A 14,786-nucleotide genomic window follows, 5' to 3' on the forward strand; every position below is an offset into this window, starting at 1 on the left:
TGTGCACTTTTTTTTTGCTTTCACCAAAAAAACAAACGGCACAGGACTTTACCCATGCCGTTTCGGATTTCATTTTTATTCCTGTTCTTGTCTTTGAGCTAAACTAAATGACATTGCCCAGTTGATAGCCCGGTTTTTCCGTATAGGTTTCCAATCCCTCGAAATCATGCACGACAGTGCGCAATACTTTTCTCTTCGGTGAAGCAATTACGGCCTCATAACCTTCTTCCAGTATCCGAAAGTACGGGTAATACACTTCTAAGGCTTCTACCGCATCACCTGTTAAAATCAGAATTCTCTTAGTCATAAATGTCACCCCTGTAAAAAAATCACATTCCCCTTATTCATACTCCTCCTTAAAAAAGATATTCTATGTCCATTAATTGCATCAGCTGAACATTTATCACATAATTATAAAACCCAATATACCTGCCAAGCCAGCAAGAGTACACATTACCCCACCAAAGCGTGTTGACCAAATATAAAGGTGAGAGGGTTCTGTTCCGTCGTTGGATTTCCAACTTTCAGTGATCGACCAAATTAATGAAGGCTTGAAAAACATTAATATTCCGAAAAGTGCAAGAATAATGCTTAGAAAACCCATTGTAGTCCCCCTAGAAATGTCAATAGTACAGCGTATTAACTGATGATCAACCTTAATCGGTATTAATCAATCTTAAATAACTTCCAGCCTCCATCCGTATTGACAAATATGAAGTTAAGAGAGTCTATTGTGCTACCCTTAGTTTCTATGTGTATTTTTACAATCGAAGATTCTTTTGCTGCTTTTATTGAATACTCCTTAATCAAATCGATTTTACTATTACGATCAGCATCTAACTCTACCTTTTACCTGGTATGTTTTTGTCGACCTGCAGATTTTTCATAGAAATTTGTATATGGTCTTTATTACTACTCTTATTTCTCAGATCTTTAACATTGGTTCCCTGTACCTTGACGCAAAGTACTTTCTATTGTTGGGTAAACAAAAGGCCGCCGATCATGCCGGCAGCCTCGTCTTGGTCGATTATTGAACTTTAGTTTTTATGATACGGTTCGACGTGCTATCTGTAACGGCAAGTTTTCGCTTAGACCAAGCGTCCGCGCTGTTGAAGTATGAATTTCGCGGATAAGCTCTGGGTTTTTCAACAGTGACACGCCATAAGAAGGAATCATTTCTTTTATTTTCGACTCCCACACTTTTATATGTTGCGGGAAGCATTTGTTTATTATCTCAAGCATGACGGAAACGGCGGTAGAAGCACCCGGAGAAGCGCCGAGCAATGCAGCTATCGAGCCATCAGCGGCACTAATAACCTCCGTACCGAATTGAAGCGTTCCTTTGCCGGCAGCAGTATCTTTGATAATTTGCACACGCTGGCCTGCTACTAGTAGTTCCCAATCCTCGCTTTTGGCGTTCGGGACAAACTCCCTTAAAGCTTCCATGCGCTTTTCTTTTGATAACATAACTTCCTTGATCAGGTATGTTGTCAATGGAATGTTTTTTACACCTGCCGCCATCATAGTTACAAGATTATGCGGTTTTACCGAAGTTAACAAATCAAACATTGAACCGTATTTTAAAAACTTTGGTGAGAAGCCGGCAAACGGTCCAAAGAACAATGATTCTTTCTTATCGATAAATCTTGTGTCAAGATGCGGAACAGACATTGGAGGAGCACCAATCGCAGCTTTTCCGTATACTTTTGCACGATGTTGCGCTACAATATCAGGTTTCTGACACACCATAAATAGTCCGCTTACCGGAAATCCTCCGATACCCTTTCCTTCAGGAATACCGGATTTTTGCAGTAAATGCAGGCTTCCTCCCCCGCCGCCGATAAAGACGAACTTTGCAGTCTGGCGTTCGACGGTACCGTTATCGACATTCCGCACTTTCAATTCCCACGAACCGTCGCTAGTACGTTTAATATCATCAATGTTATGTTTGAATTTTATATCGACGTTTTTACTCTTTAAGTGGTCAAACAATGTGCGTGTTAAAGCGCCAAAGTTGACATCAGTTCCAGATTCGATTCTTGTTGCCGCTATAGGTTTACTTAATGTCCGGTCTTTCATCATAAGCGGAATCCATTCCATCAGTTTTCCCGGGTCATCGGAAAATTCCATCCCTTCAAACAGGGGATTGTTAGACAGAGCTTCAGAACGTTTCTTTAAAAACGTTACATCTTGATCCCCCTGTACAAAACTCATATGAGGCACTGATACGATAAAGTCCCGCGGATTACGTATCAGATTGCTGTTTACAAGATAAGACCAAAACTGCTTTGAAACCTGATACTCTTCATTAACTTTTATAGCTTTGCTAATATCTATGGAACCGTCCGGTTGTTCGACGGTGTAGTTAAGCTCACACAGCGAAGAATGCCCCGTTCCCGCATTATTCCATTCATTAGAACTTTCCTCTCCTGCGTTTGCACACCTATCAAACACTGTAATTTCCCAGTCCGGTGCTAATTCTTTCAGTAGTGACCCCAAAGTAGCACTCATGATACCAGCACCAATTAAGATAACGTCTGTTTTAGTTTGTCTGCTGCTCATTTTTACCGTCCTTATACCCTAAGATCAATTATAACTCTATCATAGTGTATCATTATTATTTATAGATGATAATATTTATTTACTAACGATTAACGTGGGAGTCCGGAGCCTTATCTGCTACGAGATTCAAGACGATGTTATGCTCAAGAAGCGCCTTTAGCCCGCAGAGAACAATCGTAAATCCTTCTGTTGAATCTATAGCTTGCTTTACGATGTCATCCCCATCTCCCTCAAACCCTGTGTTTATAATAGAAACGAAAGTTTCGTTCTCTGCCCGAGGAGTAAAAATCCACTCAACCGTGGTGCCAAGTTCGATGAGTATTCGCTTGTTTTCCTCAACTTCTTTTACATCAACGTCTGCAGAAGCACCGTACATCTCCCAATCCCACTGGACATTTTTTCCCGATTCTAATCTTCCGCTGCTTTTGGTGAACCAGAATTTTGTAGTAATCGCAGGGTCGATAAAAGCCTCAAACACCTCTTCCACAGGTTTTCTAATAAGCATTTCTGCCTTTGCAATCGGTACATGATTCAGGGTTGGCATCATTATTTCTCCTTTCATCGGGCAAGGTTCCTAGGCTAATTTTTCTGCTGATTCAACAGTGTGTTTGAGCAATATAGCTATTGTTACTGGACCTACCCCTGCTGGAACAGGAGTAATCGCGGATGCGTTTTTTAGACAATTATCATAGTCAACATCCCCAATGTTACCTTCGTTGTAACCAGCATCTAACACAATAGCACCTGGCTTTATCCAATCACCCTGAACAAATTTGGGCTTACCAACCGCCGCCACTACAATATCGCCTAAACGAACCATATCTTCTAAATTAGTTGTTTTGGAATGGCATGTCGTTACCGTTGCATTTTTGTTTAAAAGCATTAGGGATACAGGCTTTCCAAGGATTGGACTTCTCCCAATTACAACAGCGTGTTTCCCTTCGATAGGGATATTGTAATAGTCTAAAATAGCAATTATTGCTGCTGGTGTACAGGAAGGAAAATCGGCGAAACCAAAGGCGTTTTGAGCAAATCCCAGAGTTGTTACCCCATCTACATCCTTTTCAATACTTATTGCTTCAAATGCTGCTCTTTCGTCTATTTGATTAGGAACGGGGTGTTGTAACAATATTCCGTGTACTTTTGGGTCAGCATTAAGCTTGTTAATGGCTGCAACTAATTCACTCGTTGAAGTATTCTTAGGAAGATCAACACGAATTGAATGGATACCGAGTCGCTTACATGCGTTACCTTTCATCCGTACATAGGTGGCTGATGACGGATCTTCACCGACTAAAATAGTTGCCAAACAGGGTACAATACCTTCTTCAGACAGACGATTAATTCTGGCCAACAAGGTTTCCTTAATGTCAGCTGCAACTCGATTACCATCCAAGATTAATTTTTCTGCTGTCATCATATCATTCCCTTCTAGATGGATCAAAAAATAAAGAGGTAAGGGAATCATTCTCCCCTTACCTCTGCCCAGGCGTACGGCTAATTATCCATGTGCTCCCTCATGGTTACCCATGCTCCGCCAGTCACACACAGTCGATTTATGAGATAATCATAACAACGAAATACAAATATTTCAATATATATAAGCGGGCAACCTGAGCTCAACAAATTTCCTTATGCTGGGCTACCAAATGGAACTGACTCTTAAAATACGAGCCAATTCCATTACCGAATTATCATTGTTTTTTCTTTTATCATGTTTATATTCGGAATACGTTGTCTGTCTGCTATTCCTTCTCACCTAATGAACGAATTAATAAGATACCAGAAAAAGCAGTAAGCAGCATCTGAATTTCAGGTTTCCATAACATATCTAAATAAAAAGGACCTCCGAGTCCGTACCATTGTACCCAATATATCCTTGGAATGAAGATTATCACCGTTAAATAGTAGTTGGTATAAGTAACTTCCACTTAACTTTAATATGCCCGCTTATCAAGTTGTACAAAGCTTTCCATTCAATTAAAACTCCAAATAAGAACCCCCATAAACTCATCATTAGAAAGGAATTATGATTACTAGTCAATGTAGTAACGGTTACTTGAATTCTATAATAAGTTTCTGTCATCAAGTAAAGTAAAAATGCCATACCGATTATTATTAGTACAGTAAAAGACACTTTCTTTATCAAAAGCCTACACCCCTTTATAGAACACTATTCGATACCCTTATTGTACATCCCTGCCCGTCAATAGAATGAGGAGTTGCCACATAGCCAACTCCTCCACTATCGTTCCTCGCAGTTGGCAGAGCTATAAATCGATTTCCCAATAGTAAGTTCGCTAATTGTGCTTTGCCACGTCTAATGAAAGATTTGACCGTATTTTCGGAGCAACCGAGCTTTCGAGCGAATTCTCCATAACTGAATTGCTTGAAAATACGCAAATAAAAAGCAGTGCGCATCCGAGGCTTAAACCGCAAAAGCAGTCGAAGCACGAGCGTCTCGAATTCCTTGTCGAGTAAAGCTTGTTCCGGAGTGGCCTCGCTTGACACGGCATAATAATCCAACGGCAGCCATGCTGCCCGTTTATTGCGGCGCCATCGGTCGACAAACAGACGATATCCCGTCAGGGACAGCCACTCCTTCGGATGTTCGGGCATTCTATCCTGTTGACATAGCTTCAGAAAAATCTCCTGTACCAGATTGGTCGCGACTCGTTCCATTCGTCCGTTCGCCTCCCGCTTTGAGAGTTAGATCAAGAGTCATATCAGGTGGACCTACGTTGAATCGTTTACCGTCAAATTCGAGCACCGCTTTACCGTCGACGTTCATCGCTTCCAAGTAAGCTTTGGGTATTTGCAACCGGCCAACACGATCGATGATAACAAATTCCTCATGCTGAGCACCAAAGCTGGCACCTGCTGAAGCTAGAGTCGAATCTCCGTTCGAAGCTTCAGAAGTGCTAGGCGCAGGTTCAGCGCCGTTGCCGCGCTTAACCCATTCCGTGCTTGTCAATCCATCACGAATGGCGACAACGCGGTCTACTTTGTCCGCGACGGAGAGATCGTGGGTGACGATCACGATCGTCACCCACATATTCCGATTGAGGCGGCGGAAGATATCGAGAACCTGCTCTCCCATTGCGCTGTCTACAGAACCCGTGGGCTCATCGGCGAGTACAAGCTTCGGGCGATTGGAGAGCGAAATCGCGATAGCGACCCTCTGTTGTTCGCCGCCGCAGCTGTGTCAGACGGTTACCCATCCGATGCTCCAGCCCGACCGCACTCAGCAGCTGTTTGGCGTAGGTACGATCTGCCTTGCCCTGAATGAGCATCGGCAGCTCGACGTTCTGAAGGGCGGTGAGGTAAGGCACAAGATTTCTTGCATTATTTTACCAGATAAAACCAACGGTTTTCCGCTTATATTCAATGAGCTGCTCCTTAGTCATCTTCAGCATATTCCACGCCCCCACGACAGCCTGACCTGCGGATGGTTTGTCGAGACCGCCTAGAATCCATTGACTTATCAAGCCAATAGCAAGCACTCTTTAGTAACTCTGAAAGGAGCTCATCCCGATGGCAAAAATGACTATGAAGGAAATAGCAAAAAAGGCGAAAGTGTCCCAACCGACCGTATCCCGGGTCCTTAATGGCCATAGAGGAGTCAGCGAAGAAATCGTCAATGCCGTTATGAAAGTGGATGATGAGGCTGGCTATGTTCCCAATAAAGCGGCTCAAACGTTGAAACATGTTGAACAGCAGTAGCTTTACCACTTCGCCTACGGTGGTTAAGCACTGCTGTTCGAGAGGCACAAGTTGATCCATTTTCTTGCTTAAGAATATCCATTGCCGCACCTCATGTGAGGGTGCGGCAATGGACTTGTCAAATGAAGACGATTTACAGCTAAATCATTTCACCAAGATATTATCAAACTCCACTGTGCTCAACTTCGTGTTATCGTGCGACGACACAGCCAGTCCAATATAGGCTGCAGACGACATGGAAACCGTCGTGGAACCGAGCAATGTCCAGGCTGTTCCATTCGATGAGATATAACCGGTGAAAGTGTTGCCGGTGCGCACCAACTTCAACCAATATGGCGCAACTGGTCCCGCGGTGCTTACATTGGAGGTCGTTCCACCCGTAGCCGCACGGTATTGGAAGATCGCTCCGTTGGAGGGTGTAATCGCAACCAACACGTTCTTGGCATTCGCATCCAGCGATTCCCGGATCATCAGCCCTGCCTTTGCCCATCCATTGGTGTTCGTCTGACTGCTCACGCGAGCGATAATGGTTTGATCTCCGGTCACTGGGCTATAGGCGAACTGGAATGCATCGGCTATATCCCAAATATCGGCCCCGGAACCTTGAAGAACAGTTTGAGTTCCATTATTCGTTGTACTTCCCGCCAGCCCTGTCGATCCAATATCCTGATTTGCTGCAAAATTACTAGCCATCGATTTGAATACTTCCTGTGAATTGGCGCTTTCATGACCAGGACTTACTGCACTTACGACATAATAATATGTTGTGTCGGGAGTCAGTCCCTCATCTGTATATGCTGGATTTGCGACTGAAGCGATCGTTGTATAAGGGCCGCCGCTAACAGTCGCGCGTTTGACGTTATAACTGGCCGCATTGAGTGAAGGCATCCAGTTTAACTTGATTGCCGAATTGCTTAGTTTTTCGGCTGATAAACCTGTCGGAATCGTCGGTTCATCCCCGTTCATTACTAGCGATACTTCCTCAGCAGATAAAGCACGATTATAAATGCGGAACTCATCTACCCGTCCGTCCAGATAGGGATCGACAGACCACTGGGAGCGGCCGATCCAATTCTGCGTGGTGACGCCGAGTTGTGATGGTCTGATGTTTACGCCACCACTGCCCACCTTCTGGCCATCGACGTAAATCGTTCCCGTAGCGCCGTCCAGGGTAACGGCCACATGATGCCACCCTCCTGCCGCGAACGCAGCGGTTGCGTCAACGGAATTCACTGCTGAACCGTTCTTGATCTCAAAACGGATGTTGCCTGTTGCCCCGCTCTTCGGCGTCAGGAACATGTACTTGGACGTTCCGGAGCCGATGTCGAAGATCCTCGACCAGTTGCTCACGGTATCCAGATTGACCCAGGCCGCGATAGTGGTCGTGTCAGCGCCAGAGACAACGCCGGCTGGCAGAGCAACATAGCCGTTCGTTCCGTTCAGGTCCACAGCGTTGCCGCTGTTGCCGGTCACCCAAGTGGCGCTGCCCGTCAATGTTCCGTTCCAGCCATTACCGGACACATCGGTTGCCGTCGTTCCGCTTGTTTCGTTAAACGGAAGCTCTGCAATCGGCAACGCGGTTTGCCCTTCCATGACATGCGTGACTTCCGAAGCGGTCAGAGCGCGATTATAGATGCGGAAGTCATCCACCCGTCCGTCGAGATAAGGATCGGGATATTGGGAGCGGCCGATCCAGTTTTGCGTGGTAGCTCCCAGAGTGGACGGTTTCAAGGTCATCGCGTTATTGATTCCTACTTGTACACCGTTAACATAGAGGGTACCTGTCGGGCCGTTCAAGGTGACGGCTACATGATGCCAGCCGCCGGTCGGCAGCGCCGCCTGCCCGTCAATGATTTGTTCAGCTGAGCCATTGTACTTGATCCCAAAGCGGATTTTGCCGTTCACTCCATTTTTCGGCGTGAGGAACATATTGGTAGCCGTTCCGGAACCGAAATCGAAGATACGCGTCCAGTTGCTCGCCGTATCCAGATTCACCCAAGCCGCTACGGTGATCGCATCATAGTTGGAAACGACACCTGCAGGAAGTGCGACATATTGATTCGTTCCGCTCAGATCCACTGCGCTGCCGCTTTTGCCGGATACCCGATTCACGCCGCCAACCAATGTGCCGTGCCGGCCATTGCCGGTCGCATCGATAGCCGTCGTTCCGCTTGTCTCGTCAAATTGCAGCTGCGCCATCGTCACGGTATCGCCTGTTTCTCCGAAAACCTTGAAATCGTAAAAACTAGGGATATCGCCGCTTGATACTCCAGTAACGGTAATCCGGACATACCGGGCGGTTGCAGCAAAGGAATCGAATTGGACTTGGGCGTTGATTCCATTGCCGCCCTTATCAACTTTTTGAGTCCAGTTGACATTATCATCCGATGTTTCAATCTTATATTTGTAATAGGTGTCAAGCTTCTCCCACATCACTTGCGAACCGGCAATCGGTCTGCTTGATCCAAGATCTACCGCCCACCAGTGCCCAGGGTTTGCATCACCCGCGCTCCAGCGAGTCGAAGTGCTGAAGTCGTTCCCATTGGCAGCCGGATTGGCCGGATCAGCGCTATCCGTGAAAGCATGCTTGCCAAGCGCCAGATTGACAGGGTCTTCGCCAAATACTTTGAAATCGTAGAAGCTGGCATTAGCCCCGCTTGGCACGCCTGTTACCGTAATTCGGACATACCGGGCGGAATCGGTGAAATAATCGGTTTGCACCTGTTCCGTGCTCGTATTCGCCGTCTTGTCAACCTTTAAGGTCCAATTGGTATTGTCCTTTGATGTTTCAATCTTATACTGATATGCGACACCGCTCTTTTCAAAGCTTACCTGGGTTCCATAGGAAATATTCTTGATATAGCCAAGGTCCACCTGCACCCAGTGACCTGCAGCTTGATCAGCGGCCGACCAACGGGTTATCGAGTTGCCGTCAACTCCACTGGAAACTGGAAATCCAGTAAGTATGCTATCCGTACTGGAGGCCTTGTTCTCCGCCAGATTGACCGTTTCTCCAAGCACCTTAAAATCGTAGAAGCTGGCCCAAGCGCCAGTTGGCAGTCCGGTCACGGTAATTCGGACATACCGGGCAGTTTCGTAAAAGGGATCGTTCTGGATTTGGTCCGTACTGGTATTATTGGTCTTGTCAACCTGTAATGTCCAGTTGACATTGTCATTGGATGTTTCAATCTTGTATTGATAGGCTTTGCCGCTCTGTTCCCACATCACCTGGGTTCCACGGGTAATATTCTTGCTCGAGCCCAGATCCACCGTCCACCATTGACCGGTACTCCCATCAACCGCACACCAACGGGTCGATGTGCTGCCGTCGTTTCCGCTCGAAGCCGGATTACCTGCTTGCGAGCTGGACGCACTGGCGGGCCTGTTCAACGCCAGATTGATTGGAGCAGGGGATGGAAATTCCGGCGGCGCAACAGGCACCGGATCTCCGGAGGCAATGAAGTTAATGTTCCTGGTATAGCCGTTCGGGGTAATATTCCCTTCTGCGGCATTCGTAATGACCGTTCCGTTAATTTTTAAATTTTCAAAGGTTATGTTTTGAATCATACGACTGGAATCGTAGCCTGTAATTGGATTACCGGCATCATTACTGCCCGTATAGGAGACATTCTTGAAATGAACATTGTTAATTCCACGACCAACACCATAATCCCATTTCTTTACATCCATAATTAAAAATCGGCCTTGTACGGTATCATTGATCCGAATGTCCGAGAAGTTAACATTCTGGATCAGATTTCCGTCCGCGGAAATGAACTGTATCCGATGTCCTGAATTGTGTATCCAGAGGTCCAGATTGGAGAAAGTAAGATTTTCTATGGTATGCCCGCCGCCAGGTGCCCATGGAAAACCATGAGTTCCGATATTGATGGGACGAGCAAGATCGGGCTGAAGAATAGAGTTCGATACCGTAATGTTTTTAGTATTGCCATAATAGACTTTGCCGCCAAAATTGCGTGCATTATAGATCGCGATCGAATCATCATGACTGCGTATATAGGAGTCATTGATGGTTACATTGGTAGCGGCAAAGGCATCTATGCCATCCCCCCATTTATTAATACCAAAGGTTTTATAGTTATTGACCAGGACATTGGTTGCATTTCCGAGCATAATCGAGTAACCGCCATTATTTCCATAACCGTAATTATTAACGATGACCCCATCAATCGTGACTTGGTTTGCATAGTCAGCGATTATGCCTACATACTGAGGCCGATCAATTACACCACGGCCTATAACTTTGACATTGGTGGCATTGCTCATATCAATGCCGCCCTGGACGACCGCTCCGCCTGCGATGTAAAGCGTCTTGCCGCTTGGCACGGTATAGTTCTGTTGATAAAGTCCCGGTCCGAGATAGATAACATTAGGATCGGTAGGACTCGGAGGATTGACTTCCAATGGGTTGGCAAAGATCATTATATTGCGATTTAATTCCCCGTTCACCTCTACAGAGAGCTTCATTGGACCAGACATGGCAAATGTCATCGTATTGCCGTTGATGGTAGGGGTAATCTCCGTGTTCAAACCACGAATTCGAGTCGATGTAATGGTTCCGGCATTATAGGTCACGGACATCTCGACCTGACCGTCCGTATCGAAATAAACAAAGGAAGCATTGGATTTCGTAGGATGGCCGACAGTTGTCCTATACTCATCCAGACCCTTCCAGACCCCGCCCGGTTCCCGTACTTGTGCCGTAAAGTCAGCGTTTAATGCGACACCCGAAGGTGCTGGATACACCTTTAATGTCGTAGCCGCTTCAACATGTGCCGGAAAGCTTAACGCCACAGGAAAGAAAGATACCAGGATCGAGAATACGATGAAAATCGATAATGCTTTTGACCTCATATTACCTCTGCTTGCAAACATGCTGTCAACTCCTTCTCATTCGAAATTAGTAACGACATATGGTTCATGCCCGGCATCGGTCGGAATTATCAACCGATGAATCATCGATTATTACTTACCACCTCCTCTCCAGTTGCTGGCTACCCTTTCAAACCGGAAGTGATCATGCCTTCTTTGATATACTTTTGCCCGGCGAAATAGACAATCACTGAAGGGATCATAAACAACAGCGAAGCCGCCAGCTGTAGAGGCACCAATACGATACTTGCGTTGTTGGGCAGCGTGTATCGAACGCCAAGAAGCGCAGTCGAGAGCGGCCAACGTTCTTCATTAAGAAACATAAAGGGCTGGACGAAATCCCCCCATGAATTCAGAAACTCGAACATGAAGACAACGGCAACGACAGGAATCGTAAGCGGCAGGAAAATGCGGAACATGATCCCGACTGTTCTGCAGCCGTCTATTGTCGCGGCTTCCTCAAGCTCCTTCGGAATCGTCTGCATGAATTGGCGAAACAGGAAGGTATAGAAAGGACTGCCGCCGATGCCGTTTAATATCCAAATCAAATAGGAATCCGTAATTTGCATTTTGCTGAACAAGACATAGGTTGGGATGGAGGTGGCGAACCCAGGCACCATCATGAGCGAGATGAGAACGCCGAACCAGATATCCTTTCCCGGCGCTTTCATTCTGGCGAACGCATAGCCGAGAATAAAATTGATCCAAACCGCGAAGAAGACGGAAATACCGACGATGATCATCGAGCTTTTGAAATACCGCCAAAACGGTATGCGTGTGATGGCCTCGACAAAATTCTCCGGATGCAGCGTCTTGGGCAAGGTCAACACAGGTGTGGACGCCAGGCCGTTCAGTGCGTTTATAAACGTAAAGTACAGCGGAACTAAGAAAATAACGGCCAATCCAACAGCAGTTGTGTACCAAAGAAAACGATCGAAGCTTCTTTTCCTAAGCAACGGAAGAGACCCCCTTCTGCCTTGCTGCGGGCTTCTTCTTTATCACTCGTTCGCTGACAGTCTCATTCTCGTAAAAGACCCAAAATTTGCTCGTATAAAAGACGAGTCGCGTGCAAACTATGCTAAATACAAAGAGCAGCCAGATCATCGACAGTCCATAGCCAAACCTTTGATTGACGAAGATTTGCTGATAGACATGCACGAGATAAACATAGTTCGGTTCATAGGGGACCGCAAGCAGGCTCCCGGCGTTGGCTGCGAGAAAGATCGGCTGGGCGAAGAGCTGCCATGCGGCAATCAATCCATTCACCAAGTTGAAAAAAATGACAGGGGTAAGCACAGGGATCGTTATTTTCAACAATTTCTGCAGGCCGTTCGCACCGTCGATCGATGCGGATTCATAGAGTTCTTTCGGAACGCCCTTTAATGCGGCCAAATAGGTCAAGATGCCGCCGCCGGCAGACCACGCCATGAAGATGATCAGCGCTCTGCGGCACCACTCCATTCCCAGCCAGTTGATAGGAGCGATCCCGAATAAGCCGAGCAGCTCGTTGAAAGCTCCGCCGTCGTTGTTGAACAGAATGCGCCACATCAGACCGGTTGCCACTACCGGTATAATTGATGGGAAGTAGTAGATCGTCCGGAAGATGCCGACCCCCTTCTTGTTGCTGTTAAGCAGAAGGGCGAGCGCAAAACTGAGGAACAAACCTAAAGGCACGGTGATAAGCCCGATCACCGCCGTTGCTTGCAGCGATTGAATGGCGAAGTTGTCCGTTACAACGCGCTCATAATTATCGAAACCGATATATTTCAAGTTATCGTAATTGAATCCGGTGTAATTGGTGAAGCTCATGATGACTCCCCATGTGAACGGGAACAGCTTCATTAAAAAGAGCATCACGATAAACGGCGAAATCAGAATATAAAACGTGATCGCTTCCTTCGTGCGGAAGTTGATTCGTGACTTAGGCTCGAGCCGCTGCGGTTTATTCAATAGCACTTCTTTGCTCATGTCTTGCACCTCATATTTCAATGTTTTAGAGGGGAAAAAGCGTCATGAGCAGCCTTTGGATGGCTGCTCATGACATTGGCCAGAGCGGCTGCGGTCTGCGCTCTATTGTACCCCGGCGATATCCATCCCTTCGTCAATCAGGGCTTGTATTTGCTTCTCCAACTCCGGCAGCGCTTTCTCCGGAGTATCCTTGCCAAAATAGATAGGCGTGATGAGTTTATCGATTAAGCCGTTGACTGCGCTTGCATTCAAATAAGGATTGAATTGCAATACGTTATCGGTTTGACCATTTTGGATTTCGTCATTCAAGACTTCGTAGGATTGCTTATCGAAGTTCGTTTGCTGCGGCATAAGGCTCAGCTTGGATTTGAAAATCGGCACGCCCCAACCGCTTTTCGCGCGGTCGTCAGCAGGCTTGCCTGCCATATACCACTCCAAGAATTTGAACGCTTCTTCAGGGTGCTTGGATTGCTTTAAGATAATAGCGCCGGTTCCGCCGGTGACAGGGCTGTATCGGGTTCCGCCGTCAACAACGGGTGCAGGCAGCAGCATATACTCATCCAAACGATCTTTCGTCTTCGGATCGCTGCGCAGGATACCGGTGTACCAGTAACCGAACTGTGCGATTGCGAGTTGGCCATCAATAAAGGTGCCGCCAGTCCAGTTTGGCGCAGGATTGATCGGGCTATAAACCGCTTTGGCTTGGACGAATTGGTTGATCCGGTTAAGGACGTTATTCACATCATCATTGTTGATATTCGCTTTTTTCATATCGCTTGACCAAAGGGATTTACCGAGCTGCTGAAGCTGCATCTGCACGTTGGTCATCGAGAACAAGTCGTCTCCATCCATCCCTTCGATGATCACCTTGCCGTTCTCAATCTTCGTGAGCTTTTGCGTCATAACAAGAAGCTCGGAATAAGTGAGCGGAGTCTTGGGATCCGGGATCGGAACGCCAGCTGCCTCAAAGATCTTCTTATTAATATACAGCGTTTGGTCCGGGCTCCAGTCTTTCAGCAAGCCATACCATGATCCGTTAAATTTGAAAATATTGGCTACCGGAAGCAGGTCATCCTGCTTAATCAGCTTACTTTTCATAAAATAGGGGTCCAGGTTGAGCGCAAGGCCGCGCGTTACATAGGTCGGCAGCTCCTGGACCCCGCTGATGCGGATCACATCTGGCGCAGTGCCGGCAGCAATCATGGCCATCAGTTTCGTTTCGTCGGCGGGGATGAGTTCGACATTAATATTCGGATTTTCGCTTTCGAATTCTTTGATCTGATCTTCACTAAGCTCGCCTGGCGGCATGGTTGTGCGAATGGTGACGACACCTGTTGATGCTTTATTATTTGTTGAAGCGCTTTCATTTGTTCCAGAGTTGCCTTGCGTGGCAGCAGGCGAGCTGGAACCGTTTCCGCTGCCGCAGCCCGACAAGGCGAAGGAAGCGACGAGCAGTAAGGTTACAGCGAGTGAGATCGTACTTTTCTTCATGGTGACCCTCCTGAATGGTTTGAAAGTGGGATATCATTTCGCGGCCGCAAATGATCATGGCTTAATGATAGATTAGGAGGTGCGGTGGCCGCAATGCTGATAAATTTGGATTTCGTCCGTTATTTTTGGCTTTTATCGATACTCCCGGG

10 protein-coding genes, 2 pseudogenes and 1 riboswitch are annotated in these 14,786 nt (G+C 46.7%); of the genes and pseudogenes, 1 reads left to right on the forward strand and 11 read right to left on the reverse strand.

Translation table 11 applies throughout. The features are described 5' to 3' along the window. Positions 1-118: 118 nt before the first annotated feature. The 7 genes and pseudogenes from ACESLK_RS06525 to ACESLK_RS06555 all read right to left on the reverse strand — a co-directional run. Positions 119-307: pseudogene (locus tag ACESLK_RS06525) on the reverse strand (peptidase); the annotation flags it as partial. Positions 308-403: 96 nt separating this feature from the next. Continuing rightward, complete coding sequence (locus tag ACESLK_RS06530) at positions 404-604, reverse strand: DUF6199 family natural product biosynthesis protein (protein ID WP_372663706.1); 201 nt, start codon at positions 602-604, stop codon at positions 404-406. 440 nt (positions 605-1,044) lie between these two features. Next, positions 1,045-2,562, reverse strand: coding sequence for a malate:quinone oxidoreductase (locus tag ACESLK_RS06535; protein WP_372663708.1), 1,518 nt, complete (start codon positions 2,560-2,562; stop codon positions 1,045-1,047). A gap of 82 nt (positions 2,563-2,644) precedes the next feature. Next, complete coding sequence (locus tag ACESLK_RS06540; protein ID WP_373228543.1) at positions 2,645-3,106, reverse strand: SRPBCC family protein; 462 nt, start codon at positions 3,104-3,106, stop codon at positions 2,645-2,647. Between the two features lie 30 nt (positions 3,107-3,136). After that, positions 3,137-3,979: a bifunctional 5,10-methylenetetrahydrofolate dehydrogenase/5,10-methenyltetrahydrofolate cyclohydrolase gene (locus ACESLK_RS06545; RefSeq protein ID WP_373228544.1), complete on the reverse strand. Its 843-nt coding sequence runs from the start codon at positions 3,977-3,979 to the stop codon at positions 3,137-3,139. Between the two features lie 59 nt (positions 3,980-4,038). Continuing rightward, a riboswitch (ZMP/ZTP riboswitch) is annotated at positions 4,039-4,117 on the reverse strand. A 608-nt stretch (positions 4,118-4,725) separates the two neighbouring features. Next, positions 4,726-5,244, reverse strand: a complete 519-nt coding sequence (locus tag ACESLK_RS06550) for an RNA polymerase sigma factor (protein ID WP_372663710.1) — start codon at positions 5,242-5,244, stop codon at positions 4,726-4,728. A 46-nt stretch (positions 5,245-5,290) separates the two neighbouring features. Further along, positions 5,291-6,035 (reverse strand): annotated as a pseudogene (locus tag ACESLK_RS06555) (ABC transporter ATP-binding protein); the annotation flags it as partial. Positions 6,036-6,096: 61 nt separating this feature from the next. Here ACESLK_RS06555 and ACESLK_RS06560 point away from each other — a divergent pair. Further along, positions 6,097-6,285, forward strand: a complete 189-nt coding sequence (locus ACESLK_RS06560; protein WP_372663712.1) for a LacI family DNA-binding transcriptional regulator — start codon at positions 6,097-6,099, stop codon at positions 6,283-6,285. 144 nt (positions 6,286-6,429) lie between these two features. Here ACESLK_RS06560 and ACESLK_RS06565 read toward each other — a convergent pair whose 3' ends face one another. From ACESLK_RS06565 to ACESLK_RS06580, 4 genes are all read right to left on the reverse strand, one after another. Then, a complete protein-coding gene (locus ACESLK_RS06565; RefSeq protein ID WP_372663714.1) occupies positions 6,430-11,181 on the reverse strand; it encodes a LamG-like jellyroll fold domain-containing protein in 4,752 nt (1,583 codons plus the stop codon). Positions 11,182-11,300: 119 nt separating this feature from the next. Next, a complete protein-coding gene (locus tag ACESLK_RS06570) occupies positions 11,301-12,134 on the reverse strand; it encodes a carbohydrate ABC transporter permease (protein WP_372663716.1) in 834 nt (277 codons plus the stop codon). Further along, complete coding sequence (locus ACESLK_RS06575; RefSeq protein ID WP_372663718.1) at positions 12,127-13,146, reverse strand: carbohydrate ABC transporter permease; 1,020 nt, start codon at positions 13,144-13,146, stop codon at positions 12,127-12,129. The genes ACESLK_RS06570 and ACESLK_RS06575 overlap by 8 nt, the downstream gene beginning before the upstream one ends. A gap of 102 nt (positions 13,147-13,248) precedes the next feature. Then, on the reverse strand, positions 13,249-14,637 hold the full coding sequence (locus ACESLK_RS06580; RefSeq protein ID WP_372663720.1) for an extracellular solute-binding protein: 1,389 nt from the start codon (positions 14,635-14,637) through the stop codon (positions 13,249-13,251). Positions 14,638-14,786: the final 149 nt, after the last annotated feature.

It is taken from the genome of Cohnella sp. (assembly GCF_041640265.1).
Lineage (GTDB): Bacteria > Bacillota > Bacilli > Paenibacillales > Paenibacillaceae > Cohnella.

Excerpts from the sequence above, each read along its gene's own strand:
- ACESLK_RS06545 (WP_373228544.1), bottom strand. The coding sequence starts at position 3,979 with ATGACAGCAGAAAAATTAATCTTGGATGGTAATCGAGTTGCAGCTGAC.
- ACESLK_RS06550 (WP_372663710.1), bottom strand. The coding sequence starts at position 5,244 with ATGGAACGAGTCGCGACCAATCTGGTACAGGAGATTTTTCTGAAGCTA.
- ACESLK_RS06565 (WP_372663714.1), bottom strand. The coding sequence starts at position 11,181 with ATGTTTGCAAGCAGAGGTAATATGAGGTCAAAAGCATTATCGATTTTC.
- ACESLK_RS06575 (WP_372663718.1), bottom strand. The coding sequence starts at position 13,146 with ATGAGCAAAGAAGTGCTATTGAATAAACCGCAGCGGCTCGAGCCTAAG.
- ACESLK_RS06540 (WP_373228543.1), bottom strand. The coding sequence starts at position 3,106 with ATGCCAACCCTGAATCATGTACCGATTGCAAAGGCAGAAATGCTTATT.
- ACESLK_RS06560 (WP_372663712.1), top strand. The coding sequence starts at position 6,097 with ATGGCAAAAATGACTATGAAGGAAATAGCAAAAAAGGCGAAAGTGTCC.
- ACESLK_RS06535 (WP_372663708.1), bottom strand. The coding sequence starts at position 2,562 with ATGAGCAGCAGACAAACTAAAACAGACGTTATCTTAATTGGTGCTGGT.
- ACESLK_RS06530 (WP_372663706.1), bottom strand. The coding sequence starts at position 604 with ATGGGTTTTCTAAGCATTATTCTTGCACTTTTCGGAATATTAATGTTT.
- ACESLK_RS06580 (WP_372663720.1), bottom strand. The coding sequence starts at position 14,637 with ATGAAGAAAAGTACGATCTCACTCGCTGTAACCTTACTGCTCGTCGCT.